This is a genomic window from Oceanispirochaeta sp. M1 (assembly GCF_003346715.1).
Classification (GTDB): domain Bacteria; phylum Spirochaetota; class Spirochaetia; order DSM-2461; family DSM-2461; genus Oceanispirochaeta.
On record NZ_QQPQ01000005.1, the window covers coordinates 38,685 to 61,024 of the forward strand.

Annotated in this window: 20 protein-coding genes; 7 read left to right on the top strand and 13 right to left on the bottom strand. The window is 43.2% G+C overall.

The annotated features are described in order from the left end of the window. Nucleotides 1-63: 63 nt before the first annotated feature. Genes DV872_RS04400 through trxA form a run of 3 tightly spaced genes read right to left on the bottom strand, consistent with a single transcriptional unit; the run spans nt 64 to nt 2,079 of the window. Nucleotides 64-1,299, bottom strand: a complete 1,236-nt coding sequence (locus tag DV872_RS04400) for an MFS transporter (protein ID WP_114628645.1) — start codon at nt 1,297-1,299, stop codon at nt 64-66. After that, complete coding sequence (locus DV872_RS04405) at nt 1,299-1,712, bottom strand: response regulator (RefSeq protein WP_114628646.1); 414 nt, start codon at nt 1,710-1,712, stop codon at nt 1,299-1,301. The genes DV872_RS04400 and DV872_RS04405 overlap by 1 nt, the downstream gene beginning before the upstream one ends. 49 nt (nt 1,713-1,761) lie before the next feature. Next, entirely contained in the window at nt 1,762-2,079 is a 318-nt protein-coding gene (gene trxA, locus DV872_RS04410; protein ID WP_114628647.1) for a thioredoxin, read from the bottom strand. Nucleotides 2,080-2,235: 156 nt separating this feature from the next. Here trxA and DV872_RS04415 point away from each other — a divergent pair, with 156 nt between their 5' ends. Then, nucleotides 2,236-3,456 (top strand): ATP-binding cassette domain-containing protein, encoded by a 1,221-nt coding sequence (locus DV872_RS04415; RefSeq protein WP_114628648.1) that lies wholly within the window; start codon nt 2,236-2,238, stop codon nt 3,454-3,456. Here the strand turns inward: DV872_RS04415 and DV872_RS04420 are convergent. Further along, nucleotides 3,407-4,621, bottom strand: coding sequence for an MFS transporter (locus DV872_RS04420; protein ID WP_114628649.1), 1,215 nt, complete (start codon nt 4,619-4,621; stop codon nt 3,407-3,409). The two genes, DV872_RS04415 and DV872_RS04420, sit on opposite strands and share 50 nt — an antisense overlap. Nucleotides 4,622-4,783: 162 nt before the next feature. Between DV872_RS04420 and DV872_RS04425 the strand changes: the two genes are divergently transcribed. Next, a complete protein-coding gene (locus DV872_RS04425) occupies nt 4,784-5,779 on the top strand; it encodes an arsenic resistance protein (RefSeq protein ID WP_114628650.1) in 996 nt (331 codons plus the stop codon). A 194-nt stretch (nt 5,780-5,973) separates the two neighbouring features. Next, nucleotides 5,974-7,929, top strand: coding sequence for a long-chain fatty acid--CoA ligase (locus tag DV872_RS04430; protein ID WP_114628651.1), 1,956 nt, complete (start codon nt 5,974-5,976; stop codon nt 7,927-7,929). A gap of 69 nt (nt 7,930-7,998) precedes the next feature. Here DV872_RS04430 and DV872_RS04435 read toward each other — a convergent pair whose 3' ends face one another. Together DV872_RS04435 and DV872_RS04440 are read right to left on the bottom strand one after the other, a co-directional pair. Further along, nucleotides 7,999-9,366 carry an MATE family efflux transporter gene (locus tag DV872_RS04435; protein ID WP_114628652.1) on the bottom strand — a complete coding sequence of 456 codons (1,368 nt, stop codon included), beginning with the start codon at nt 9,364-9,366 and terminating at the stop codon, nt 7,999-8,001. Nucleotides 9,367-9,412: 46 nt separating this feature from the next. Then, nucleotides 9,413-10,225: a MerR family transcriptional regulator gene (locus tag DV872_RS04440; protein WP_114628653.1), complete on the bottom strand. Its 813-nt coding sequence runs from the start codon at nt 10,223-10,225 to the stop codon at nt 9,413-9,415. Between the two features lie 37 nt (nt 10,226-10,262). Between DV872_RS04440 and DV872_RS04445 the strand changes: the two genes are divergently transcribed. After that, nucleotides 10,263-11,150: a sulfatase/phosphatase domain-containing protein gene (locus tag DV872_RS04445; RefSeq protein WP_147283096.1), complete on the top strand. Its 888-nt coding sequence runs from the start codon at nt 10,263-10,265 to the stop codon at nt 11,148-11,150. A 59-nt stretch (nt 11,151-11,209) separates the two neighbouring features. Here the strand turns inward: DV872_RS04445 and DV872_RS04450 are convergent, their stop codons facing one another. Together DV872_RS04450 and DV872_RS04455 are read right to left on the bottom strand one after the other, a co-directional pair. Then, nucleotides 11,210-12,091, bottom strand: coding sequence for a ribokinase (locus DV872_RS04450; RefSeq protein WP_114628655.1), 882 nt, complete (start codon nt 12,089-12,091; stop codon nt 11,210-11,212). A 21-nt stretch (nt 12,092-12,112) separates the two neighbouring features. Further along, a complete protein-coding gene (locus tag DV872_RS04455) occupies nt 12,113-13,132 on the bottom strand; it encodes a LacI family DNA-binding transcriptional regulator (RefSeq protein ID WP_114628656.1) in 1,020 nt (339 codons plus the stop codon). A 193-nt stretch (nt 13,133-13,325) separates the two neighbouring features. On the opposite strand from DV872_RS04455, the gene DV872_RS04460 reads away from it, so the two are divergent. Further along, complete coding sequence (locus DV872_RS04460) at nt 13,326-13,658, top strand: cupin domain-containing protein (RefSeq protein ID WP_114628657.1); 333 nt, start codon at nt 13,326-13,328, stop codon at nt 13,656-13,658. A gap of 119 nt (nt 13,659-13,777) precedes the next feature. On the opposite strand, the gene DV872_RS04465 is transcribed toward DV872_RS04460, so the two are convergent. The 3 genes from DV872_RS04465 to DV872_RS04475 are packed head-to-tail and all read right to left on the bottom strand — an operon-like array spanning nt 13,778 to nt 15,731. Next, the gene (locus tag DV872_RS04465) at nt 13,778-14,713 is read right to left on the bottom strand and encodes a GGDEF domain-containing protein (RefSeq protein ID WP_114628658.1); all 936 of its coding nucleotides are present in this window, start codon (nt 14,711-14,713) and stop codon (nt 13,778-13,780) included. Nucleotides 14,714-14,718: 5 nt separating this feature from the next. Beyond that, nucleotides 14,719-15,354, bottom strand: a complete 636-nt coding sequence (locus tag DV872_RS04470) for a chemotaxis protein CheC (RefSeq protein WP_158546828.1) — start codon at nt 15,352-15,354, stop codon at nt 14,719-14,721. Then, a complete protein-coding gene (locus DV872_RS04475; protein WP_114628660.1) occupies nt 15,354-15,731 on the bottom strand; it encodes a response regulator in 378 nt (125 codons plus the stop codon). The genes DV872_RS04470 and DV872_RS04475 overlap by 1 nt, the downstream gene beginning before the upstream one ends. A 133-nt stretch (nt 15,732-15,864) precedes the next feature. On the opposite strand from DV872_RS04475, the gene DV872_RS04480 reads away from it, so the two are divergent. After that, nucleotides 15,865-16,512, top strand: a complete 648-nt coding sequence (locus DV872_RS04480; RefSeq protein WP_230391413.1) for a histidine phosphatase family protein — start codon at nt 15,865-15,867, stop codon at nt 16,510-16,512. Here DV872_RS04480 and DV872_RS04485 read toward each other — a convergent pair whose 3' ends face one another. Continuing rightward, entirely contained in the window at nt 16,513-18,108 is a 1,596-nt protein-coding gene (locus DV872_RS04485) for a methyl-accepting chemotaxis protein (RefSeq protein WP_114628661.1), read from the bottom strand. It lies immediately after the preceding gene. 115 nt (nt 18,109-18,223) lie between these two features. Then, nucleotides 18,224-20,458 (bottom strand): NADP-dependent isocitrate dehydrogenase, encoded by a 2,235-nt coding sequence (locus DV872_RS04490; RefSeq protein WP_114628662.1) that lies wholly within the window; start codon nt 20,456-20,458, stop codon nt 18,224-18,226. Between the two features lie 180 nt (nt 20,459-20,638). Between DV872_RS04490 and DV872_RS04495 the strand changes: the two genes are divergently transcribed. Then, entirely contained in the window at nt 20,639-22,315 is a 1,677-nt protein-coding gene (locus tag DV872_RS04495; protein ID WP_158546829.1) for an EAL domain-containing protein, read from the top strand. Nucleotides 22,316-22,340: the final 25 nt, after the last annotated feature.

Consider the following 22,340-nt stretch of genomic DNA (forward strand, 5'->3'; position numbering starts at 1 on the left):
CTCAATGAGGATTTTCTATTCTAATTATCCTATCATAAAACAGTTATGACTGCAGATGCTACTTCACTTTCCCTGAGTCCCGTCACCCCGTGCATCACTTATATCTATGAGTCGCATGCAGAGAGTTGCAATAAGACCGATCCCGGCAACCAGGAACCAGCTGAATGAGAATCCCCTTGAATCAAGAACAGAACCCATAATCACCGGCCCTGCTGCAAATCCGGCACCCATAATAATAGGCAGAATAGAGCTCATACGACCACGATGGGTGGCAGGAGTATGATTCATAATAAAAGGCATTACTGATATGGCTTCCAGAATCTCACCTAGAGTAAAGATCAAAACAGATATAAAAAAAGCTGTTTTAAAGGATACAAATCCCAGAAGGCCGAAACCCAGGGAAAAGAGTATACCTGCATAAAAGACTTTTCTGACATTGCTTCTATGGCTGAAAAAAGAGGTCAGAACGGGTGTCATGACTACAACAATTATTGCATTGAAGCTTCCAAGTATTCCGAATATTTTTGCACCCTCACCCGGAAAAAGGCTCTCAAGATGGAGGGGAATCATAAAAGGCCACTGTGAATAGAGAAATCTGTAGGCACAGATGGACAGGGAGAAGAACAGAAGAAGGGGTTTTGCTGCCAGTATGGCAAATACCGATTTCTCAGGAACCGCCCCACTCTCCTTAATCCTGGACTGAGAATCTCTATCAACTCCCGGTTCATGAACAAAAAAGGCAATAAGTGACAGACCGGCCAGAGCCGTCAGAGCATCAATGAGAAACATCAGCTCAAGGTGATTATGGAAGAGCATACCAGCCAGAACCTGAGCAAAGGCGAAGCCCATATTAAATCCAAGGTAATTAAGGGAATAGGCACCCTGCCTCTGATCTTTTGTTGTCAGGTCTGCGGTCAGGGCATCATGAGCCGGGCCTGCCATTCCAAAGAAGAATGAAGCCGCCATAAGCATATACACCATGGGCATGCCGGGAGTCATAAAAAAACAGATTAAATAGGCGGCAGCGGCTAAAATCTCTGCCGTAACCAGGACAATCTTCCGACTGTACATATCACAGAGTTTACCCCCGATAAGGCTGGCAGGGCCCCAGGCAAGACCGGTCATGGCCACATAGAAACCAGTATCCGATCCTGATAATCCTATTTTTGAACTAAGAAGAAGAGTCATAAACGGGAAGATCATTGCTCCCATGGCATTTATGGTTTTAGAGATGAAAATGATATAAATGTCCCGCTTCAGACCTCTGTATGGTTTAAGAAAATCCCTTTTCCCGTACATCAATCACTCTCTGCTAAAGCTGACTCAATAACTGCTGCAACTGCATATGCACGATAAGGCTTTATAAGAAAATTACGAATACCCAGATTATTCATTTCCCGGGTCTGGGATTTACTGAGGAGCCCGGAAGTCACTATAACTTTGGCAGAACCGTCAAAGTTAAGAATCTTTTTAATGGTCTCCTCTCCATCCAGAACAGGCATATTCATATCCATTATTATGAGATCAATTTCATCTGTCCGGGCTTTATACAGGTTTATTGCCTCCATCCCATTGGATGCGGTAATGGCTTCAAAACCGAGACGCTTTAAAACAGTTTGACCTACAACAAGATTAATATGCTCATCGTCAACAAAGAGAATTGTTCCCTTAACAGATAAAGGAGCATCATGTTTTATAGTATTTTCATTCATTCCAAAGTCTATTATAGACTCAAGAGCCCATATTGGAACAGTAAATAAATCAGTTAGGAAGAGCTCTTTCCAGTTCAGACTTCAGGGATTCATAGGGATGAGCCCCCTGCAGGCGCATAAGCTGCTTTCCTCTATGGAAAAGCATGATTGTCGGTATTGACTGAATGGCATAACGCCGGGCCACATCCTGTTTCTTTTCAGTATTGATCTTAACGGTAACCATTCGCCCCTTATACTCTTTGGCAAGCTGAGCAATCACAGGACTTACCATTTTACAGGGTGCGCACCAGTCGGCATAAAAATCAACAAGGACGGGCAGATCACTGCCATTAATTAATTCTTCAAAACTCGGGGGCAATACAGCCATGGTGTTCTCCTGATTCTGCAGTATGTCATCAAAAATAATATAAAATAGTTCCTGAGGCAAATTTAAGCTTAAAACCGAGTTATACAAGAAAAAATTTGACTTTATAGTATTCTGTTATAACATGTTATAACAGAGAGTATCTTAAGGAGAGCTGTTATGATTCATAAGGATAAATCACTGACCATCAAAGAAGTAGCTCAGTTTCTGAATATCTCAAATCAGATGGTTTACAACCTGATACGAGACAAGAAAATTGAAGCATTCAAGATTGGATCTGCCATACGGATTCTCTCCTCCGATCTTTATGCCTATATTGAACGGCAGAAAGAGCTTTTTCACTCTCCTGAAGAAAGTATTGAAAACTCCGATGAGAATATTTTTCTGGTTAAAAATATCTGTTTCAGAAGAGAACAGTTTCAACTGGAAAATATAAGCTTTGAAATCCCCAGGGGAAAGATACTTTCGGTCATAGGCCCCTCGGGATCAGGCAAGACCATGCTGCTGAAATCTCTTGCAGGATTAAATAAACCCGAAAAGGGAGCTATTTTCCTGGGCTCCAATCGTCTGGATACTATTTCACCAAGAGAGAGGAATATCGGTTTTGTCTTTGAAGACTATGCCCTTATGCCTAATAGAAAGGGCCGCGGCAATATTCGTTTCCCCCTTGAAATGATTAAAAAACTGAGAAAAGAGGATATTGACCCGGCAGTGACAGCCCTTGCTGAAGAACTTAATCTCAGCGATGAAAATCTGGATACGATCATATCAGAACTCCCCGAGGGAGTTAAACAAATGATAGCAATCGCCAAGGCGGATATTCGCAATATAGACTTACTGATTATGGATGAACCCCTTGCCCGGCTGGATGCCATGGTAAGGCTGCAGATGCGCAGCTTTCTGAAAGAACTGGTAATAAAACTTGGAAAAACAACAATCATAAGTCTCCATGATCCGGAAACGGCTCTGGCAATGAGTGATTACATCGCAGTACTGGATAAGGGGAGACTCGTACAGTTCGGCAGCGCACAGGAGGTGTACAAACATCCCGTATCAAAGATTGTCTTCGAAATGACATCCCGATATGCCATAAATGAAGTGGATATCAAAGTAAAAGATAAAAAAACTTATCCCTTTGAATTAGAAACAGAAAAAGAGGATGGGGATTACAGGCTCATTTTCAGAGCGGATGAACTCAAGATCTCTGACAGGGGAATGAAGCTGAGCATTAACAGGAAGCATATTCTTGACGGCAACAGAATACTTGCTGAATGCAGCAGTGAGAATGACGACCTGGAACTGGTACTGCCCTCTGAAACAGAAGATGAATTCAGATTTCTACCAACATCCTTTGGTCTTTTTTATCCAGAGAATTCATAGCCATAAAAAGAAAGAATCCCAGAAAAAGACAGAGCCCCCAGATATAGGAGATCCCGAGGCTTTCAAGGACAAGACCTGAAATCAGAGGTGCCAGAGAACGTCCGGCTCCCTTTGATATGAGAAAGAAACTGTTAAACCGCCCTCTATGATTCCTTGGGCTGTGGTTGGCAACAAATACTCCGGAGTTCGTCGCATCCAGAACTTCTCCGCAGGTCCATATGAAAGTTGAAAAGAAAAACCAGGATAATGTGTGAACCGGTACTATAAGCAGTCCAAACCCAAGTGAATAAAGAACCTGTCCCAGTGCAATACGTCTCAGGGGCCGGATATCTTTCATATAATAATTCTGCAATGGTGTGACGATCAGAACCACAACAGCATTAAAGGACATAATCAGTCCGAATAAGCGCGGTCCTTTCTCATCAAATACATGAAGCATCTGCAGAGGAAGAGTAAAAGTGGTTTGAGCATAGATTAGTGCTGAAAAGATACTGAGAATTGTGTATATCGCCAGGATAGGTCTTCCAAGAAGTGCTTTCAGGCTGCTTCCCTCTTCCACATGTTCCCCGGCCTCAGTCTTTCCGCTGCACTCTTCGGGTTCAGGTATAAGAATAAGGATAAGAAGGATAGTCAGAAGAGTAGTCAGACCATCTCCCCAGAATATCCAGCGTCTATAATTATTGAATAGAAATCCTGCGAGAATGGGTCCGGCGGAAATCCCGATATTGATCCCCAGATAAAGGAGTGAAAAAGCTGCTGCTCTGTTTTTCTGTGTTGTTAAATCGGTAAGCAGTGCCGTATTAACTGGACGGACAGCACCGTTAAAGAAAGTAAAAAGTATAAGGAGTCCCGGTAAAGCAGGACTGTCGGGGATAAATCCACAGATAAGCACCGATGCAGCAGCCATAGCCTGAAGCCCCAGCATTATCTTTTTTCTTCCTGCCAGATCAGTCAGCTTACCTCCGAGCAGAGCTCCGCTCATCATACTTAAACCAACAAGAGAAAGAATAAGACCGGTCTGTTTCTCAGAGAATCCAAGATAGCGGCTGAGATAGAGGGTCAGAAAAATGCTGACAAAGTCTCCCATCCTGTTGATGATTCTGGAAACAAAGAGTACATAGACAGGAACAGGAAGTCCCCGATAAGGGGCGATAATACCTTTCATGAGATTATTAAAACAGATATGTGAATCTGTGGATAGGTGAAGATCTATCTACTATATTTGGATTTATGAGAGTAGATGGAAAGAATACTTTTACAAGCACTGGACTTTAGTGAAAACTTTATATATATTTTCTAATATATATAGAATATATGGAGTTAAACTATGTGGAAACTACTTTCATCCCTTCAGAAGAATCTCAGCCTGGCTGTACCTGTCTTTATGGCAGCCGGCTTTATCACAGGGCTGATCCTTGATGACCCGACCCACCTTAAAAATCTTATCCTTCCATTAACATTCCTCATGGTCTATCCCATGATGGTAACCATGCAGTTCAGGAAAATATTTGAGACAGGTGACAGTAGACTTCAGATAGTTACACAGCTGATCAATTTTGCCCTTATCCCTTTTATCGCATTCCTCATTGGAAAGCTGTTCTTTGCTGAACAGCCTTATCTGGCTCTGGGCTTTCTTCTTGTGTCACTCCTGCCCACTTCCGGGATGACTATCTCCTGGACGGGGATGTCCAGGGGAAACATGGAAGCGGCGGTTAAGATGACAGTATTCGGCCTCCTGGCAGGTTCACTGCTGACACCTTTCTATATAAAAGGACTGATGGGTGCGACCATCTCCATCCCAATGGCTAAAATTTTTATTCAGATAGGGACAATCGTTCTGCTGCCGATGATTCTGGGTGCTCTGACACAACATCTCATAGTCAAAAACAAGGGAAAAGAAGCCTGGCAAAAAAATATCAAAAAGAGATTTCCCCCTGTCTCCACCCTTGGTGTTCTCTCCGTTGTATTTATTGCTATGGCCCTTAAAGCGAAATCCATAATGGCCGATCCTGTGGCATTTATCTCTTTAATACCGCCTCTTCTTATCCTTTATATAATCAATATTCTGATCAGTACCTTTGTGGGAAAGAAGTTCTTCAACCGAGCGGATGGTCTGGCCCTGGTCTATGGTACGGTTCTGAGAAATCTATCTATCGCCCTGGCTATAGCAATGACATCTTTTGGAAAAGAGGGTTCCGGAATAGCATTGATAATAGCTCTTGGTTACATTGTACAGATCCAGATATCAGCCTGGTATGTCAAGTTGTCAGATAGGATCTTCGGAGCTCCCGAGGAGCCTGTTGTAAATTGTAAATCAGCCTGAAACTGAATTAAATCAAAGCTGGAGAACCTGGGATCAGAATTGTAGGATATACAAGAAAAAGGAGAAAATGAAGATTTAAGACAACCATATAGGTTACAGATGGGATATAATTATACATAGAGAAAAACTTTTTGACTTTTCCAGCTCACCGTGTGAAGGTAAGCCGGAAGATATATAAAATAAAGGAATTGAATATGTATAAGTCCATTCTGGAAATACCTTTTGAAACAGCAAGGAAATTTCCCGATAGAATTTCTCATCAGTATATGACCCGTGATGGAGAGAAAACTCTTACTTTCAGAGAATTTGAACGCTATATAAGAGTACTCACTGCCGGTTTTGCCGAAGCCGGAATAGGGCGGAAAGATCATGTAGGATTCTTCATGAATAACCGATACGAATGGATTTCAACAGATATGGCCATCATGGCTCTGGGTGCAATCACTGTCCCCCGTGGTTCTGATACGACTCCCAAAGAACTCCATTTCATCTATGGGCATTCAGATTCAACATACCTGATTATTGAGAACATGAAACAACTCAATGATATTCTTCCCGTTTTCAGTGATGAAGACTGGAAAAGCTGTAAAAAAATATTCATTCTTGATCGGCCAAAGGAAGACACTCTTCCTGATAATATCAAAGACAAAACCTTCTTCTATGATCATATCCTTGAAGAGGGAGAAAAAAGACTGGCAAAAGAGCCGGATCAGATAGAAACCCTGATAAAAGAGATTAAGAAAGAAGATCTTCTGACCATAGTCTATACCTCAGGAACGACAGGAAATCCCAAGGGTGTAATGCTCACTCATAAAAACTTCCTGCAGAATGTAGTTGCCAATACTCCCCGACTTGAAATCGATTCATCAAGACAGGAGAGAACTGTTGTTATGCTCCCCTCCTGGCATGTTTATGAAAGAGCCTTTGAGTATTGTGCCATGGATTCGGCTCTGACCATTGTATATTCTTCCGCCGGGCGTTTTTCAGCGGATCTGCTCAGAATCAAACCGGAAATACTGATATCCGTACCACGGGTCTGGGAATCAATCTATCAGAAGCTGATCAGAGTTATCAGCAAGATGCCGGCCTTCAAACGCAACCTGATTTTCTTCTTTATTAAACTTAATCAAAGCTATTTAACATCAGGATTTTATATGAAGGGTTGTTACATCTCCCTGAAAAAACGTTCTGCCCTGCGCCGCGGGATTACCTGGTTCATACACATGCTGCGCTGGATATTCCTGATTCCGGGACACCTGCTGGCCAATGTCCTTTTTAAACCCTTCAGAGAAAAGGTCGGAGGACGCCTGAGAGGAGCCACATCAGCTGCCGGTTCTCTCCCTAAATATCTTGACGAACTGTTCAATGCCATAGGGATCACCATCGTCAACGCTTACGGAATGACCGAATGTGCACCGGGTATACTCTCCCGGACCTTCCCGCGGAATACCTTCGGTACCACGGGTATTCCATTTGATAATACGGAAGTTCAGATCAGAAGGGATGACGGAACTGAAACAGAAATTGGTGAAAAGGGAATTATCTTTGTTCGGGGTCCTCAGGTTATGCTGGGTTACTACAAGAATCCGGAGGCCACTGAAGCAGTTCTTGATTCTGAAGGGTGGATGAATACCGGAGACATAGCTGTCCGCTCTGAAAATGGAGAGGTTATCATAGCCGGAAGAGCCAAAGACACCATAGTCCTGATGAGTGGAGAGAATGTTGAACCCGAACCTATCGAAGACAAAATGAAAGAGAGTCTGTATATCGATCATGCCGTAGTTATAGGGCAGGACCAGAAACAGCTTTCTGCCATTGTAGCGGTCAATGAAGAGGAGCTGATGAAACTGGCCTCCGAACTGAAGCTTAAAGATTTTGATATTCAGATGTCAGGAAAAGATTCTATTGAGCACGATCATATATACGAAGTGATTATGAAGGAAGTGAATCAGCTTATCTCAAGGGAACAGGGATTCAAACCATTTGAGTTTATTACCAAGATCCTGCCTGTGAAGAATGATTTCTCAATCGGAAAGGAGTTAACTCAGACTCTCAAGGTCAAGCGAAAATTTATTGAAGAGAAATACAAGAACATGATAAGCCGCCTGATGGATGAAACAGACAAAATGAGGAAAAAAGACAAGAAGTGATATACGGTCCCCGGAGCAAAAGCTTCGGGGATTTTTCACTTATACAGGACCTGATCTTAGAAGTTTCAGTTATGAAGCTTTCTGAAGAGAGGACCTGAGACGGTTGACCTGATCTTCATTAAGGGGTCTGAACTTAACAAGCAGCAGAGCTGTTATCAGGGTAAGCGATTCAGCAAAAACAGTAGTCAGCCAGAGTCCGTTATCCCCGAAAAACATAGGTAGAACAAAAAGCCCCAATAGAAAAAACAGAAGGCTCCTGGAGAACGCAATTACTGCAGAATCCGCCGCACGATGTACTGCCGTAAAGAACATGGAAAGTACAAAGTTAGATCCTGTAACAAGCAATGAAAAGCTGTATAACAGAGCAATCTTTACGGTGAGCTCTACAACCTCTGTCTGATTTCCGGCAAAAAGAACAGCCAGAGGCCTGCGCAGTACCAGCATGGCAACAAAGGCAAGCACACCTGTAACCAGATTGACTCCCAGCCCAAGCTTCAGAAAGGCTTTAATCCGTTTCAGATTTCCAGCCCCCAGATTATAGCTGATCCCCGGCTGTACGGCCTGTGCAACACCTCCGAAGATCATCTTGGCCAGCATGGCTCCATAGCCCACAACACTATAGGCTGCGACTCCGATACTCCCCAGACGGCTTAATAGGATATAGTTGAAGACAAGGGTGGAAATCCCCAGAGAGAGTTCATTGATCAGCTCGGATGAACCGTTAAACAGCATCTTTCCCAGACGTCTTATTTCAAAGCGGGGGTGCACCAGCTTATACCTTGTCTTTCCTGAAATCATATAAGCCCAGAGGAATACCACGGCTATCAGCTGGCTGAATCCCGTAGCAAAGGCGGCACCTCTCAGTCCCCAGCCGAAACGGGCGACAAAAAAATAGTCCATAATAATATTCAGAACAGACGAGCCCAGAAGTATAGCAACTGAGAAGACAGGCGAACCGTCGCTGCGAATAAAGGAGTCCAGCAGAAAGCTGAGCATAAAGAAGAGAAAGAACAGGATAATAGATCCCAGGTACTCTTTCACATCAGCAGCAAGTGCACCCTCTGCCCCCAGCATACGGACAATAGGGTCGATAAAAATAAGACCCGCAACAGTAATAATCAGAGCAAGGACCGTAATCAGCAGTATAGTAACTGTATAACTGTTTCTGGCCCCTTTTACATTTCCGGCTCCCAGCTCAGCCGCCGCAGTTGTGGCACCTCCCACACCGATCATTATACTGAGACCGATAGCAAGGGAGGCAATGGGATTGATCAGATTCACAGCTGCCAATGCGCTAGTACCCACATATCGGCCGATAAAGATTCCATCTATAATTCCGGCCGCTGACATGGCCATCATTCCCAATACACCGGGGATGGCATATCCGGTAAATATCTTTCCTACGGGGTCTTTCCCCAGATCAAATGTCTTAGTCATACCCCAAAGATAAACCTTGAAGTAACTCCAAGGTCAAGAACAGGATTTAGCTTACAAGAAAAATCTGCATTTCATTGACCCAGTCTTCCCGGCGATGGGAATGAAAATCATCGATCTGCCAGAGCTGATAAACCGGACCTTCCACTTTCAGACCCTCTTTTTCAATCCAGCGGATCATTTTATCCCGCCTCTCACGGAAGCTGCTCTCTTCAACTCCTTTATACAGATAAGAGACATAGGAGCCCGGGGGAATATGACGATCTGCCCCGGGGAAATCTTCATAACAGTAATAGGCAAGATGATAATAACCGGAATCATCAGAACGAAACTCTGTCCCCAGATGACCTGAGATATACCAGTCTTCAGGAATCTGACCCTCGGCAGCCGATTCGAGGTAGTCTTTGACAAGAGCCATATCATCAATATCTTCACTGATGTGAAGATCCTTTTTTATAATAAAAACGGAATGGATTCTGTTGCTCTGCCGGATGGTGATCTGCCCTGCATTGTCCCGGTAATCCTTAAGATATGACATCTGATTGCTTACACTGTCCCGGACATATTTCAGCTCCTGAATCTGACGATCCAGCAGGACTTTGCGGGACTCCAGCATGGTCATGGTGTCATCAAAACCGTAATCCTCCAGAAAAGCGGCAATCTCGTTGAGGGGCACTTCCATCTTACGCAGGAGAAGTATGGCAGTCAGACGGGATACATCCTGATATGTATAGTAGCGGTAGTTATTGCCCCTGCGCTCGGAGGGAGTAAGTATGCCCTTCTTATCATAAAACCTGAGAGTATCAGTGCTGATATGAAAGAGCCGGGCCAGCTCACCGATCAAGAGACCTTTGCTTTTCATACCCTATGATAATAGAGAAACCCTGGAGTTGACAAGCTTGAGTATACGGGTTGATAATCAACAGATCCATGATAGACACACTATCAATATAAGGCAAACAAGGATCAGTCATGAGGGATTCAACACGGCATATATCGGGAAATATCATCTTGACGGAGGGGACTACTTCGGCTGTAACAGTTTTGTAGATGCCCAGATAGGAAGAGTTCTTGAGGCTGTGGAAAAGTATGCTCCCCATGCTCTTATTATCTACACCTCGGATCATGGAGACTCTCTCGGCTCACACGGCTTCATCAGCAAGGGACCCTCCATGTATGAGGAGACCACCAATATCCCGTTTATAGTTCGCTGGCCGGGAGAGAGCCCTGAGAATGAGAGCAGTGAAAGTCTGGTCTCTCATATTGATCTGGTCCCCACGGTTTTGGATTATGCCGGTCTGGCAGCGCCCAAAACTCTTGAGGGAAAGAGTCTTCTGAAACTTTTCAGAGATAAAGATGCTGCTGTGAATAATGAAGTATTTATAGAATATGGACGCTATGAAGTTGATTTGGATGGATTCGGAGGCTTTCAACCTATTCGCTGTGTTTTTGACGGTCGGTATAAACTGGTAATCAATCTTCTTGAGACAGATGAGCTTTATGATCTTTCAGAAGATTCTGCAGAAGAGATCAATCTGATTGAAAACAAACTACTGAAGGAGATAAGGAACAGCCTGCATGACCGCCTGCTTGAATGGATGAATGAAAGCAGAGACCCCTTCCGGGGGTATCACTGGGAATGCCGTCCCTGGAGGGATGATGCCCGGAAGCCCAGCTATATGTACACTGCGATGACCCGGCAGAAATTCCCGGAACATGGAGAAAAAATACAGCTGGACTATGCCCACAGGAATGGAGATCCTGGAGTATATCCGAAAGAGCATTAGCATCCTGTAAAAGGCACTTAGCTTGACAGAGGAGATGGACCCCTAGGTACACTGACAAGTTATTTCTCTAAAAGCTCCCTGATATAAGGAATTGATTCCATTGCCCCCGGACGGGAGACTGTGATGGAAGAGGCTTTTGTGGCCAGCTCCATGGCAGCTTTCACAGTCATCCCCTCCAGACGACCTGCCAGAAAATATCCGAAAAAGGTATCACCCGCAGCCGTTGTATCAACAACAGGAGAATCAAAGATGGGAACATATTCCCTCATCTTATCCTTGGCGAAATAGGCACCCTCTTTTCCTGCCGTCAGAAGGATACTCATCCCGGGATACATACGGGTCAGCTCAGTCAGAGTCTCTTCAAAACTACCTTCCAGACCTGTCAGATCCCGGCCTTCAATCTCATTCACAACTAAAAGGTCAAGCTTACTGAGAGGCCATGATTTAACCTCCTCTGTATAAGGAGCTGGATTCAGGCAGATTTTCATCCCCCTGGCATGGGCCTTTTCAATAATATAGGGAATAAGATTGACCTCATTCTGCAGAACAAGATAGTCACCTTCACCAAATTGAGACAGGGCATTATCTATAACTTCTTCAGTATTACTCTGATTTCCACCACCAAACAGGAAAATGGAATTCTGTCCTTCCTCTGAAACCTGAATGATCGCCTGACCTGAGGAACCCTCATAGTGACTGACAAGTTCTGTATGAACCGAGAATTTCTGAAGAAGATCCAGCAGCCATAATCCATCCTGTCCAATCGTTCCTGCATGCCAGACAGGAGCCCCTGCTTTAGCAAGAGCCACGGATTGATTGGCCCCTTTTCCACCTGCAAATTTCATCACATCAGTAGCTGATATGGTCTCTCCAGGTTTAACAATATGAGGAACCTGATAAACCATATCTATGTTGAGTGACCCGTAGTTTAATATTTTCATGTATACGTCCTTATCTGAAATTTATTTTATATCACCAAGACTGTCTCTTAAAATGAGTTCACTCCCGATCAGCACTTTCTCATATGGAAGTGTTCCAGGATCATTTATCCTTCTCAGCAGCAATTGGAAGGCCCGTCTTCCGATTCTGGACTTAGAGACTTTTACAGAACACAGAGGGGGATCCGATAGTTCACTGGAGGGAAGATTATCAAAACCGACAAGGGATATATCCTCCGGAATGGATAGTCCATGATTCTTCAATGCCTTCATGCAGCCCAATGCAATAATGTCACAAACACAGAAAAGGACTGATGGAAGCACAGGATCATCACTAAGAATTTTTTCCATATCCAGGAAGGATTGCTCAAATGTAGAATCTGTAGCAAATATCCAATCATCACGGATTTCAAGCCCATAGTATCTTAGAGCCGTATAGAAACTATCCTCCCGAGCCTTAAAATTTCTAGTTTCTATGGAAGACTTGATCAAACCTATTTCCCTGTGCCCTTTCTCTTTCAGTGTTTTAATAATTGAAAAGACGGCTCCCTCATTATCCATATCAATATAATCAAAAGGAGCTACAGGATGAGTTGCATCAATAAATGCCAGAGGAGTTGCCAGATTTTGAAAAGGTGGGATATCTTCCATATGCAACTCAGTAGCCAGAACGAGAGCTCCTGCAACTCCAGATCGTTCTAAATCCCGTATTAAGCTGTTATGATCAAGGCCTGCATAACTCTGAACTTCTAATGCATAACCATGAAGGCGAGCTTCCTGTTCAATACCGTCAATATAATCTGAAATAAAAACATTATGATCTCGATTAACAATATGCCCATGCCTGGCAATTTTAAGAAGCCTGATTGTTTTGTCATTCTTCCTGTTGCTTCTCCTTCCCCCTTTGTATTCCATTTCATCAGCAATTTTAAAAACCAGAGCCCTGGTCTCATCACCTACCCCGGATTTATTATTCAATACAAGAGATACTGTTGATGGAGAAACACCAGCTTTTTCAGCAATGTCACGAATTGTTACAGACATCTTAAGAGATTAAATTACATCTATTTCAAATGTCAACGACTTCCTCAATATTTTACTAAACAAACACCATATATTTAATAAATATTTTCACTCAAGATCTGAATTACCCGTTCAGAAGAATATAAATATATATCTTTGATTGACATGAAGAGTCATCTGACGAATAGTACAGAAAAACGATGAGGAAAAAATCATGAATAAAAAAGTTATCCGCTCAAACGAAACCAGAAATCTGCTTGAGGGTGAAGAATTCACAAAAGTCTATTTTCATACTGACAAGCTTATTTTTGCAGTCAGCACAATGCTGCCCGGGCAGAGAGCCTGCCTTGACAAAGGGCATGAGGATGCAGACGAAACATGCTATGTCATTGAAGGGCATGTGGCAGTTCATCTGACCTCTCTGGATGAAGTGCACGAGCTTCAGAAGGGAGACTGTATCCTGATTCCTCAGGGAGAGCCTCATTACACCGTGAATATCGGTGAGATAAAATCCGTAACAGCCTGGGCCTGTGCCCCCCATCTATAAACGAGTTCCCTATAAGTGAATCTTTTATTCTCTGGAGTGACACACGATGGCTCTCTATGTGGATCCCTTTTTTAATGGCCTTTTCGAACTGAATCCCGGTAGGATTCTTTTCAATCATATTACTTTAGAGAATTTTCATTATGAATTTCAGGATCGTAAACGGTCACACAGTTCTTACCGTTTTTCTTTGATGCATACAGAGCCTTATCCGCATTTTCAATCAATGAAACTGCCGATAATATATCATCCGAAACTGTTGCTGCACCGAGACTGACTGTCACCGAGAGGCTTACTCCCTCTTCGTTGGTCACAACCATCTTCTCTATTTCCCTACGGATACGCTCAGCAAAGATCATTGCTCCATCTACGGGTGTATCAAGGAGAACAACAGCAAATTCTTCACCACCGAACCGGGCGGCTATATCACTGCCTCTGATGATTCCGGAACACACAGATCCCAGATTTTTTAAAACATGATCTCCAAAGGGGTGTCCGAATTTATCATTAACCAGTTTAAAATTATCAATATCCAGCATCAGTAGACTGAAAACTCTCCGACTTCGTTGAAAACGTTTTAGCTCCTCATCAAGCCTGATGTCCAGATATCTTCTATTATATAAACCTGTCAGACCATCCTGTCGTGTCATAATCTTCAGGTTCTGTTCCAGATATACACTCTCTGTAACATTCTGCACAGTAAGGACAATTTTATCCTCTTCCCCTTCAATTTCAGAGGCAAGAGGAACGAGAGAACAGCTCTGCTGCATAAATTCAAACTGCTTTGCATAAATGCCTTTAGCCGGAAAAGGAAAGAGATAGGTGTGTAGTTTCTGTGAAAAGTAGACATAATTCCCGAATTTCAGGACAGATTTAATACTGCGGGTAAAAAAGGGGGTGTTCAGTTGGGGGAAATGATTAAAAAGATGAGTACCTTCAATTATCTCCTTTTCAACCTCACTATTGATTTCCATCCACTGATTCCAGAGAACAACATTGTAATGACTGTCCAGAATGACAATACCCGTATTCAGGACGTCCAGTATCTTTCGTTCCAACTTAATTATTCTCCAATAAACTGTGAAAGTGCTTTTTTAAGATGAGGAATGGAGCTCTGACTATTAATCAATATGAGATATCCCTTGGTGTTTCTGTCTTCAAAGCTGAAAAAGGTTTTCATGGTTATTGCCAGATCCCTGCTATCAAATTCTGAAGAAACATAGGTTCTGTCAAAATCACTACCAGAAATTATCTGGGGAGGTTGATAGCTGATACGGCTGTTCAGCATCTCGAAAATTCTTCCAATACAGGCTCCAATCAGGATATTACTGATCTCCAGCAGAACTTCTCTCTCAAGATCTATCAACTGATCCGATTGAAAGAAATCAGTTCCGGAACTCTGAAAATAGGATATCAGGTCCCTCTCATTACCGTAGGGGAAAATAAGAAAAGCCATACCCTCAAAATCGCCATAATATTTCTGCTGAACAACACTGCATGTGGCAAAATCTGAAATTTCCCTATTTATATAATCAGGGAGATCATGAATTTTCACAGAAGAGATATTCGGTACTGTCAGCTGAATAAAAATATCCATGATCTCAGCAAGATCTGCTGCGGCAGAGCCAAAAGAGATATTCATGGTTTCCTGAAGAGCATCCAGTTCCATTTCAGTTAAAAGGACCTGTTTCTCATTCATCATGCAGGACCCGAAATCATCTCTTTGATTTCATCAACAAGGGCATAGACAATCTTTTTATCAGGAAGTTTTTTCAGAACTCTAAAGGCTCCCAGTTCCATGCATCGATCAACAGATTTCTTCTGAATATCCGCAGTCAGAACAACGACAAGGGCCTTCGGATTTATCTCTATAATCTTCTCCAGAGCTCCATAACCGTCAAGAACCGGCATGGTTAAATCAAGAAAGACAAGATCCGGTCGTTTCTCAGTATAGAGCTCTACGGCAATAGCGCCGTTTTCAGCTTCAGATAAGTCAAGCTCAGCATCATAATCAAGGAGAATAGATTTTATCAGCATTCTAGCTGCCCGGGAGTCATCAACAATCAGTAGTTTCATGAACCGTCCTTACAGGGCGCTCCTCAATAAATCAGAGCAGTATCATATATTACTAATACTATGCGAGTATTCAAAGATTGTCAAAAGATCTCAGGGATTTTAGCTCTGGAACAGATTAATAATAATGTCTAAAATGTTGAAAAAAAACGGCGGTGATTTAATGAGTGAACTGTATCTGATCAGACATGCACAGAGCAAAGCTAACAGTCAGAGAATAATGGCAAGCCGTCAGGCTTTTCCCCTGACAGATGCGGGTAAGGCGGATGCAGATCTTATTGCCTCCCAGCTATACGAAACTATTCAGATTGACAGGATAATATCCTCTCCCCTTAACAGAGCCATGCAGACCGCTGCCTCATTTGCGGATCTATACAATCTTGAAATAGAAGTGGATGAGAGGATCTCGGAACAGGAACTTGGAAAGTATTCAGGAATGACATACGACCAGGTCAAGAAAGAAGAGCAGTACGAGACAGTGACATCCAGGCGCTGGGACTGGGTACCTGAAGGCGGAGGAGAATCCTACAGGATGATTGCCGACCGTGTACGGTCATTCTTTGATTCATTTTCAATGGATGCCCCTGATAAAATACTGATAGTCACCCATGCAGTTACATTCAGGCTTATCAGGGCTGTGCTGGAAAACACATTACCCGAGTATCCCGAGAGCTTTCCCAACAATGGAGAGATATGGAAGGTAGATTTTAAGGGTATTGGGCAGCATCACAGCATTGAATCCCTGCTGCTTGGAAACAGCAGAGACTTTGCTCATAATCCCTGATCAGAATTCCTTTTTTAGAATCTCTGACTGCTCAGCCAGTGAATTAGCCATGGTGAGAACCTTATCGGATGATAATTTAATCTCATCTGCATCCTTTTTGATTTCATGAGCGACCTGCTCAAGATCTGATGAAAGCTGCTGATTATTCCCCAGATTACTGTCTATGGTTCTCTTATCCTCATCAACCTCATTAACACTGTCCATAACATTGCTGGTCAGCTCATTCAGGCTGGTTGTGGAGCGGAGGATTTCTTCACTTCCTGTATTCAATTCTTCGGTGCTGTTATAGATATCATCCATTGCACGGGCTACAGTATCAACCTCTTCCCGAATCTCTTCAAAGGAGTGACCCGACTGTTTAACCTGGGCTCCCGTATTCTCAATGGAAGCGATCATGGTCTTCAGATTTTCAGAAATTTTCTTGGCATTTCCTGAACTGCTCTCTGCAAGTTTACGGATTTCATCGGCAACTACGGCAAATCCTCTACCGGCATCACCTGCATGGGCGGCCTCAATGGCGGCATTCATGGCAAGAAGGTTGGTCTGGGCGGCAATACTGCTTATAAGACTGGTCATATCCCGGATACTGCTGATCTGATCGATAACTTCATTAAAGGAGCTTTCTGTCTGTTTAATAACTTCTTCACCGTTTTTTGAAGTATGGATAAGACTCTCAACACTCTTTTTACGAACCTGAATTGTTGTAGAGACACTCTTTATGGAAGCAACCATCTCTTCGATAGCTGCACTGGACTCAGTCACATTGGCAGACTGATTCTGGGCATTATTTTTCAGTTCTTCCACACTTCCACCGATGGCATCCAAAGCTATTTTTGTGCTTGTAAATCCATTATTCAAATTCTTGATGGATTTCATAATTCCGTTGACTCTGTTTTCAATCAGAACGACAGCCATACCGGTCTCTTCGGCAGATTCTCGGAGTCCCAGAGCCTGATCAATCTGGTCTGAAACTGAACTTATCAGTGAGATCATCCTGCTGCTGTGAACCTCGCTCTCCTTATACTTATTCATTGAATCTTCAGTGACCATGTTGAATACGATTTTCTGTACTGTCACCAGAGCAAGTCCGATTAACATCAGAACGGTTCCTGTGACGAGCTGACCGGAGAGGGGCTTGGGATCAACCTTGTAGGCAGCAGTGATTATAATAAAAGCACAGAAGACAATATAGGAGAAAAGTGCTGCTGCAACAGTGATCTGTACATGTTTTTTATTTCTGATCTGGAAGGCAGCCACCTGACTGACAATAAGAAACATCAGGGCAGTCTGAGTGAAAGTATTGGCTCCGTGATATCCCCCGGAGAAGCGTTCGGCCAGTATCAATACAAACAGAGCAATGCTGAACATATAGGATGATAAATCATATTTGCCTTTTCTTAACAGAAACAGAGTTACCATAAAAAAGACATCCATCACCAGAATAGTAAAACCAATGACAGTTTCTCCCTGATTAAAGACAAGCAGAGTCAGGGGTATAAGCATTACAATTATAAACAGTTGTAAGAAAAAATTAAATCCAGCCTTTATACTCACCTCATAGCTGGCATCCTTATAGGCGCCCAATAACAGTTTCATATTATCTCCAATTCCGTTTTTTAATATTGATTATGATAATTAAAGCTCTAGAATAAACTCTGCCTCTGGAAAAAGCCAGTTTTTAAATCTGGTTTTCCCGGAATAAAGGTCAAAACTAGAGTGTTTGTCCGGCGATAGAGTCAATAAGATCGTTAAAAGTGGCAGAAGGCCGCATTGCATTATCAGCCAGTTTTTCGTCGGGAAAGTAGTATCCGCCGATGTCCACAGAACTGCCCTGGGCATCAAGGAGTTCTTTAAGAATCTTATCTTCCTGGGCTTCCATCTTTGAGGCAAGGGCAGCGAAAGTTTCTTTTAAAGGAATATCCAGATCCTGCTGTCCAAGGGCTTCAGCCCAGTACATGGCAAGGTAAAAATGACTGCCCCGGTTATCCAGTTCATTGACTTTTCTGGAAGGAGACTTTCTCTGATCAAGAAGTTTTGCTGTAGCCTGATCCAGAGTATCTGCCAGAATCTGAGCCCGCTTATTACCAAAAACTGAAGCAAGGTGTTCCAGAGAGACAGCCAGTGCCAGAAACTCACCAAGAGAATCCCAGCGGAGATGACCTTCCCTGTTAAACTGCTGCACATGTTTGGGTGCAGAACCTCCGGCTCCGGTCTCAAACAACCCACCTCCGTTCATCAGGGGAACTATGGAAAGCATTTTTGCACTTGTTCCCAGTTCCATGATGGGAAAAAGGTCTGTGAGATAATCACGCAGTACATTTCCGGTAACAGAAACTGCATCTCGTCCCTGACGGATCTCCTCCAGAGAGAAGAGAGTAGCCTCAATGGGAGACATGATTCTGATATCCAGTCCTTCTGTGTTATGAGAAGGGAGATACTTTTTTACCTTATTTATCATCTGTGCATCATGAGCACGGGCAGGGTCCAGCCAGAATACAGTAGGAACCATTGTGGCTGCGGCTCTCTTTACAGCAAGTTTAACCCAGTCACGAACAGGAGCATCCTTGACCTGACAGGCTCTGAAAATATCACCTGATTCCACATTTTGAGAGAGGAAAACAGTACCGTCTTCATCGCTTATTTCTATCACACCATCAGCAGGGGCACAGAAGGTCTTATCATGAGAACCATATTCTTCCGCCTTCTGAGCCATCAATCCTACATTGGAGACAGAGCCCATTTTAGAAGGATCGAAAGCTCCGTGTTCCCGGCAGAAATCGATGGTGCTGCTGTACACACCTGCATAGGAGCGGTCGGGAATAATAAATTTGGTATCCTGAAGCTTTCCCTCTTTATTCCACATACAGCCTGAAGTCCTGATCGCAGCAGGTAAGGAGGCGTCGATAATCACATCACTGGATACATGGAGGTTGGTAATGCCCTTATCAGAATTAACCATTGCCAGATCGGGACCTTCCTCCAGAGCCCGAGCAAGATCCTGTTCCACAGACGCTCTGATATCATCATCCAGACCTTCAATTTTATTGTATAGATCACCCAGCCCCATATTGGCATCGATACCGAGGGCAGAAAACTGATCCGAGTATTTATCAAAAACATCAGCAAAAAAAACAGATACGGCATGACCAAAAATGACAGGATCGGAGACCTTCATCATTGTTGCCTTCAGGTGTACAGAAAACAGAACTCCCTCGGCTTTTGCCTGATCAGCCTGTTTCTTAAGAAAACTGCGGAGGGCATTCCTGCTCATAACCGCAGCATCGATAATCTCGGATTCAAGAAGGGGGAAACTCTCTTTCAGAACGGTTTCACTGTCTTTCATGCCCCTGAAGATTATCCGCACTGAAGCAGCCTTTTCCATGGTCACTGATTTCTCACTGCCGTAAAAATCACCTTCACTCATACTGACTACATGGGATTTAGAATCGGAAGCCCAGGCACCCATGGAATGGGGATTATTTTTTGCATAGTTTTTAACAGAGCCGGGAGCCCTCCTGTCTGAGTTTCCTTCTCTTAAAACAGGGTTGACTGCACTTCCCTTAATTCTGTCATAACGGGCCTGTATTGCCTTGTCTTCGGAGCTTAGAGCCTCCTCCGGATAATCAGGAATGTCATAGCCTCGGGCCTGAAGTTCCAGGACAGCAGCTTTCAGCTGAGGAATAGAAGCTGAAATATTGGGAAGTTTGATAATATTGGCATCTTTCTGATGAACCATTTCACCAAGTTCTACCAGAGCATCAGAGATTTTCTGCCCATCCTTCAGATTTTCCGGAAATGAGGCGATGATTCTTCCGGCCAGTGAAATATCTCTGGTTTCTACCCTGATTCCCGCAGCTCCTGTAAATGCCGAAATGACGGGGAGAAGGGAGCGTGTAGCTAAAGCCGGTGCTTCGTCTGTTTTTGTATAAATTATTTTTTCTTGCATGATTATTCCTGATTTTTTCGCTGTGATTGATAATATAATATCAGCTATGTTTGAACTCATATTATCATATAGAACTAAACAATTTAAATAGGAGGCCGTAAAAAGAGAAATCATAAATAAATTCTATTTATTTTGCGTTTACTGTTCGCAATGGAAATGAATGCGTATATACTTATAAACATGCCTGGCAGAGAGAAAAAATATAAATACATAATCAACACTTCTTCCGATTTGATAACACTGATAAACAAGGACTACTGTTACGAAGTGGTCAACGAATCCTACTGCAATATGCTCGGTAAAAATCAGGATGAGATCCTGGATACTCCTGTATCCGTCGTTTGGGGTGAGGATAGATTCAAGAATGCAATTAAAAGTTATCTGGACCGCTGTTTTGAGGGTGAAGAGATTCACTATGTTGACCAGTTCAATTTTGGTGATTCAACCAGATATATGCATGTATCCTTTTACCCTTATAATGAAGAAGATAACGAGATTACCCATGCACTTGTTTTTTCCCACGACATCAGCAAACTGGGAGAAATCGAATCCAAACTTCTGAACTTTGAATTCCGAGATCCAGTCACAGGGCTCTTTAACGACCGTTCTCTTGATATTATTCTGGATATGGAGCTTGAAAAGGCCAAACGGTCACAGGCAGAGAACAAACGCTGTCTGCTAATACTCTCCATGGATAATTTTCAAAAGATCTGTCTGGAGCATAGTATAGCCACAGGCAATATGCTGCTGGAAAACACAGGTATCCGGGTTAAAGAATGTCTTAGAACCACCGACTATGTTTTCCGTTATAATGGAAATGAGCTGGCCGTTGTTTTAACTGGAATGGCCAGGGAGACGGAGCCCCTTATCGTAGCCCAGAAACTGATTAATGCGGTATCCATTCCCTACCGTAAAAGCGAAACCAATATCACCATGAACTGTACCATAGGAATTGCGGTCTTTCCCGAAGACGGGAGCAATTGTGATGATCTTATCCGCAATGCCTCCAAAGCACTCTCATCCGCTCTGAGCCAGGGAAAGGAATACCGCCTTTATGATCAGGATATTCAGAAGGTGTCCATGTCCAGGCTCGAACTTGAAAATGACCTGAACAGAGCCTTCGACCTGAATCAGTTTGAACTCTACTATCAGGCCATTGTGGATGAAAACAGAGTTATCAAGGGCTGCGAAACACTGATCCGCTGGAATCACCCGTCAAGAGGAATGGTTCCCCCCTCTTTGTTTATACCCATATCAGAACAGACCGGCATTATTTCAGCCATATCCAAATGGGTTCTTTTCAAAACAGCCCGTCAGATTAAAGAATGGAGTGATAAATACGGCATCTACACATCAGTCAATCTGACAGCCAGAGAATACGGCAATCCGGACCTCCCTGCCATATTGGCATCAGCCCTGAAACAGGCGGATAAATTATCTCCCCGGTTCCTCCATCTGGAAATCACAGAGTCCGAAACCATGGAGAATCCGGAAAACAGTATCAAACAGATGCAGGCTATCAGGGAAATGGGATTTGAAATTTTCATGGATGACTTCGGCACAGGGCATTCCAGTCTGAGCTACCTGAAAAATATTCCTGCAGACACCCTGAAACTGGATAAATCCTTTGTGGATAACATCACCACTGACAAAGACAGCCGTGACTTTCTTGAGTTAATCACTCATCTGGCCAGAAACAGGAAAAAATCACTGATAGTCGAAGGTGTGGAAACTGAAGAACAGCTTAAAATTCTTTTAGAAGCGGGCTGTAAAAAATTCCAGGGATATCTTTTTTCTGCTCCTATTCCACCGGCTCAGTTTGAAAATCTTTTGAAAAAAAATCAGAAAATCATTTAGCTCCTTTATAGCCTGAGACAGAATT

Excerpts from the sequence above, each read along its gene's own strand:
- DV872_RS04455 (WP_114628656.1), bottom strand. The coding sequence starts at position 13,132 with ATGTCTGTAACAATTCGTGACATTGCTGAAAAAGCTGGTGTTTCTCCA.
- DV872_RS04480 (WP_230391413.1), top strand. The coding sequence starts at position 15,865 with ATGTTGAAAAAAAACGGCGGTGATTTAATGAGTGAACTGTATCTGATC.
- DV872_RS04485 (WP_114628661.1), bottom strand. The coding sequence starts at position 18,108 with ATGAAACTGTTATTGGGCGCCTATAAGGATGCCAGCTATGAGGTGAGT.
- DV872_RS04475 (WP_114628660.1), bottom strand. The coding sequence starts at position 15,731 with ATGAAACTACTGATTGTTGATGACTCCCGGGCAGCTAGAATGCTGATA.
- DV872_RS04415 (WP_114628648.1), top strand. The coding sequence starts at position 2,236 with ATGATTCATAAGGATAAATCACTGACCATCAAAGAAGTAGCTCAGTTT.
- DV872_RS04425 (WP_114628650.1), top strand. The coding sequence starts at position 4,784 with ATGTGGAAACTACTTTCATCCCTTCAGAAGAATCTCAGCCTGGCTGTA.
- DV872_RS04450 (WP_114628655.1), bottom strand. The coding sequence starts at position 12,091 with ATGAAAATATTAAACTACGGGTCACTCAACATAGATATGGTTTATCAG.
- DV872_RS04400 (WP_114628645.1), bottom strand. The coding sequence starts at position 1,299 with ATGTACGGGAAAAGGGATTTTCTTAAACCATACAGAGGTCTGAAGCGG.
- DV872_RS04440 (WP_114628653.1), bottom strand. The coding sequence starts at position 10,225 with ATGAAAAGCAAAGGTCTCTTGATCGGTGAGCTGGCCCGGCTCTTTCAT.
- DV872_RS04435 (WP_114628652.1), bottom strand. The coding sequence starts at position 9,366 with ATGACTAAGACATTTGATCTGGGGAAAGACCCCGTAGGAAAGATATTT.
- DV872_RS04460 (WP_114628657.1), top strand. The coding sequence starts at position 13,326 with ATGAATAAAAAAGTTATCCGCTCAAACGAAACCAGAAATCTGCTTGAG.
- DV872_RS04405 (WP_114628646.1), bottom strand. The coding sequence starts at position 1,712 with ATGAATGAAAATACTATAAAACATGATGCTCCTTTATCTGTTAAGGGA.
- trxA (WP_114628647.1), bottom strand. The coding sequence starts at position 2,079 with ATGGCTGTATTGCCCCCGAGTTTTGAAGAATTAATTAATGGCAGTGAT.
- DV872_RS04430 (WP_114628651.1), top strand. The coding sequence starts at position 5,974 with ATGTATAAGTCCATTCTGGAAATACCTTTTGAAACAGCAAGGAAATTT.
- DV872_RS04490 (WP_114628662.1), bottom strand. The coding sequence starts at position 20,458 with ATGCAAGAAAAAATAATTTATACAAAAACAGACGAAGCACCGGCTTTA.
- DV872_RS04470 (WP_158546828.1), bottom strand. The coding sequence starts at position 15,354 with ATGAATGAGAAACAGGTCCTTTTAACTGAAATGGAACTGGATGCTCTT.
- DV872_RS04495 (WP_158546829.1), top strand. The coding sequence starts at position 20,639 with ATGCCTGGCAGAGAGAAAAAATATAAATACATAATCAACACTTCTTCC.
- DV872_RS04420 (WP_114628649.1), bottom strand. The coding sequence starts at position 4,621 with ATGAAAGGTATTATCGCCCCTTATCGGGGACTTCCTGTTCCTGTCTAT.